We start from the raw sequence: 2469 nt of genomic DNA, 5'->3' as shown, positions 1-2469 counted from the left end.
ACCCGGTTGGCGTCCGACGGCGCGTGCGTGGTCATCGCGGACCTGAACCTTGAGAACGCCCAGGCCGTCGCCGCGGAACTTGGCGGCGCGGACGTCGCCATCGGTGTTCAGGCCGACGTGACGGACGAGGCCCAGGTCTCCGCCGCGATCGACGCCGCCGTGCTTGCCTTCGGCGGGCTGGACCTGGTGGTCAACAACGCCGGGTTGTCCATCTCCAAGCCGCTGCTGGAAACCACCGAGAAGGACTGGGACCTGCAGCACAACGTCATGGCCAAGGGTTCCTTCCTGGTCTCCAAGGCCGCCGCGAAGGTCATGATCGCCCAGGAAATGGGCGGGGACGTCATCTACATCTCGTCCAAGAACTCCGTCTTCGCCGGGCCGAACAACATCGCCTACTCCGCCACCAAGGCAGACCAGGCCCACCAGGTCCGCCTGCTCGCAGCCGAACTCGGTGAGCACGGCATCCGCGTCAACGGCATCAACCCCGACGGCGTGGTCCGCGGCTCCGGGATCTTCGCCGGCGGCTGGGGCGCCAAGCGCGCCGCGGTCTACGGCGTGGACGAGCAGGAACTGGGCAAGTACTACGCCCAGCGGACCCTGCTCAAGCGCGAAGTCCTGCCCGAACACGTGGCCAACGCCGCCGCGGTCCTCACCAGCGCGGAACTGTCCCACACCACCGGACTCCACATCCCCGTGGACGCCGGTGTGGCAGCAGCCTTCCTGCGATGAGCGAAACAGCAGCACAGGACACCGCCCCGGCCACCGCCGGGGCGGTGTCCGCCGCTGGCCCCTCTGGCCAGGTCTTTGCCGGCAGTGTTTTCGCCGCGGTCGATATTGGCGCGTCCTCCGGCCGGGTCATCCTTGGCCGCGTGAGCAGCCCCGGCGTTGAACTGGAAGTGGTGCACCGGTTCCCCAACGGTGTGGTGGAGCTCGACGGCGGCCTCCGCTGGGATTTCGACGCCCTGTTCGCTGAGGTGCTGAAGGGCCTCGGTGCCGCCGCCACGGCGGCCGCAGCCAGGAACGAAACCATCACCAGCATCGGCATCGACACCTGGGCAGTGGACTATGGCCTGGTCAACGCCAAGGGTGAACTCATCGCCCAGCCGTACAGTTACCGCGATGACCGCAGCCGCGCCGCCGTCGCGCCCGTGCACGAAAAACTGGACCCGGCACGCCTGTACGGCACCACCGGCCTGCAGTTCCTGCAGTTCAATACGCTCTACCAGCTGGCCACCGAGCCTGACCTGGACGGTCTGCAGGCACTCCTGATCCCGGACCTGATCGCCTTCCTCCTGACCGGACAGCGCCGGACAGAATCCACCAACGCCTCCACCACCGGCCTGTTCGATGCGGTGGCGGGGGAGTGGGCCACGGAGTTCCTCAGCGCCTTGGATCTGCCAAAAAAGCTGTTCCCGCCGCTGATCGAACCGGGCGAAACGGTGGGCACCCTGCTGCCGGAGATCGCGTCCCGCGTCGTCCTGCCGGCCCGTACCAAGGTGGTGGCGGTCGGCTCGCACGATACCGCGTCCGCCGTCGCCGCCGTTCCCGCGCAGGAAGGGAACCTGGCCTACATCTCCTCCGGAACCTGGTCCCTCGTGGGGTTGGAGCTGAAACACCCGGTCCTGACCGAGGCCAGCCGGGCAGCGAATTTCACCAACGAACGCGGCGTGGACGGCACCATCCGTTACCTCCGCAACATGGGCGGCCTCTGGCTGCTCAGTGAATGCCAGCGGACCTGGGCAGCGGAAGGCTTCACCCCGGAACTGACGGCCCTGCTGACAGCTGCCGCAGCGCTGCCGTCAGGCGGGCCGCAGATCAATCCGGACGATCCCTATTTCATCGCCCCGGACAACATGCCCGAGCGGATCCGCTCCGCGGTCCGCCGTACCGGGGACCTCCTCCCGGACGACCCGGCGGCCATCACCCGCTGCATCATGGACAGCCTCGCGGCCGGCTACGCCCGCACCATCCGGGACGCCGAACGCCTCGCCGACCAGGCAGTGGACGTGGTCCACGTGGTGGGCGGCGGCTCGCAGAACCGGCTCCTCTGCCAGCTCACGGCGGACGCTACGGGTAAACGCGTGGTGGCAGGGCCCGTTGAGGCCACGGCACTGGGCAACATCCTGGTCCAGGCGCGCGCGGCCGGGCAGCTCACGGGAGGGCTCAGGGACTTGCGGCGGCTGGTGGTCAACAGCCACGCCCTGCAGACGTTCACCCCGCAGCTCGCCCGGCTTTAGACTCTTTTCGTCTCCAGAAAGGACCCGCCCGCCCGATGCCACTCTTTGACCTGCCCCTTGACCAACTCCGCGGTTATACCTCAGCCGTCACCCCACCCGCTGATCTGCAGGCTTTCTGGGACGCCACCCTTGAGGAAGCCCGCGCGTTCCCGCTCGAAGCCACTTTTGAGCCGGTGGAGAACTACCTGGCTGTCATCGACACGTTCGACGTCACGTTCAACGGCTACGGCGG

At 67.9% G+C, this 2469-nt stretch carries 3 protein-coding genes; all 3 read left to right on the top strand.

The features are described from left to right. Nucleotides 1-729: SDR family oxidoreductase (locus tag DBR22_RS15310; RefSeq protein WP_146187517.1), on the top strand; the 729-nt coding region annotated here is incomplete at its 5' end. Further along, complete coding sequence (locus DBR22_RS15305) at nucleotides 726-2237, top strand: rhamnulokinase (RefSeq protein ID WP_108599737.1); 1512 nt, start codon at nucleotides 726-728, stop codon at nucleotides 2235-2237. The genes DBR22_RS15310 and DBR22_RS15305, both read left to right, overlap by 4 nt. Nucleotides 2238-2272: 35 nt before the next feature. After that, the coding region (locus DBR22_RS15300) for an acetylxylan esterase (RefSeq protein WP_146187516.1) at nucleotides 2273-2469 on the top strand (197 nt) is incomplete at its 3' end.

Origin of the sequence: Arthrobacter sp. HMWF013 (assembly GCF_003061105.1) — a bacterium.
GTDB lineage: Bacteria > Actinomycetota > Actinomycetes > Actinomycetales > Micrococcaceae > Arthrobacter.
The sequence above is the reverse complement of the archived record's forward strand: the minus strand, read 5'-3'. Positions and strand labels throughout refer to the sequence as shown.

Excerpts from the sequence above, each read along its gene's own strand:
- DBR22_RS15305 (WP_108599737.1), top strand. The coding sequence starts at position 726 with ATGAGCGAAACAGCAGCACAGGACACCGCCCCGGCCACCGCCGGGGCG.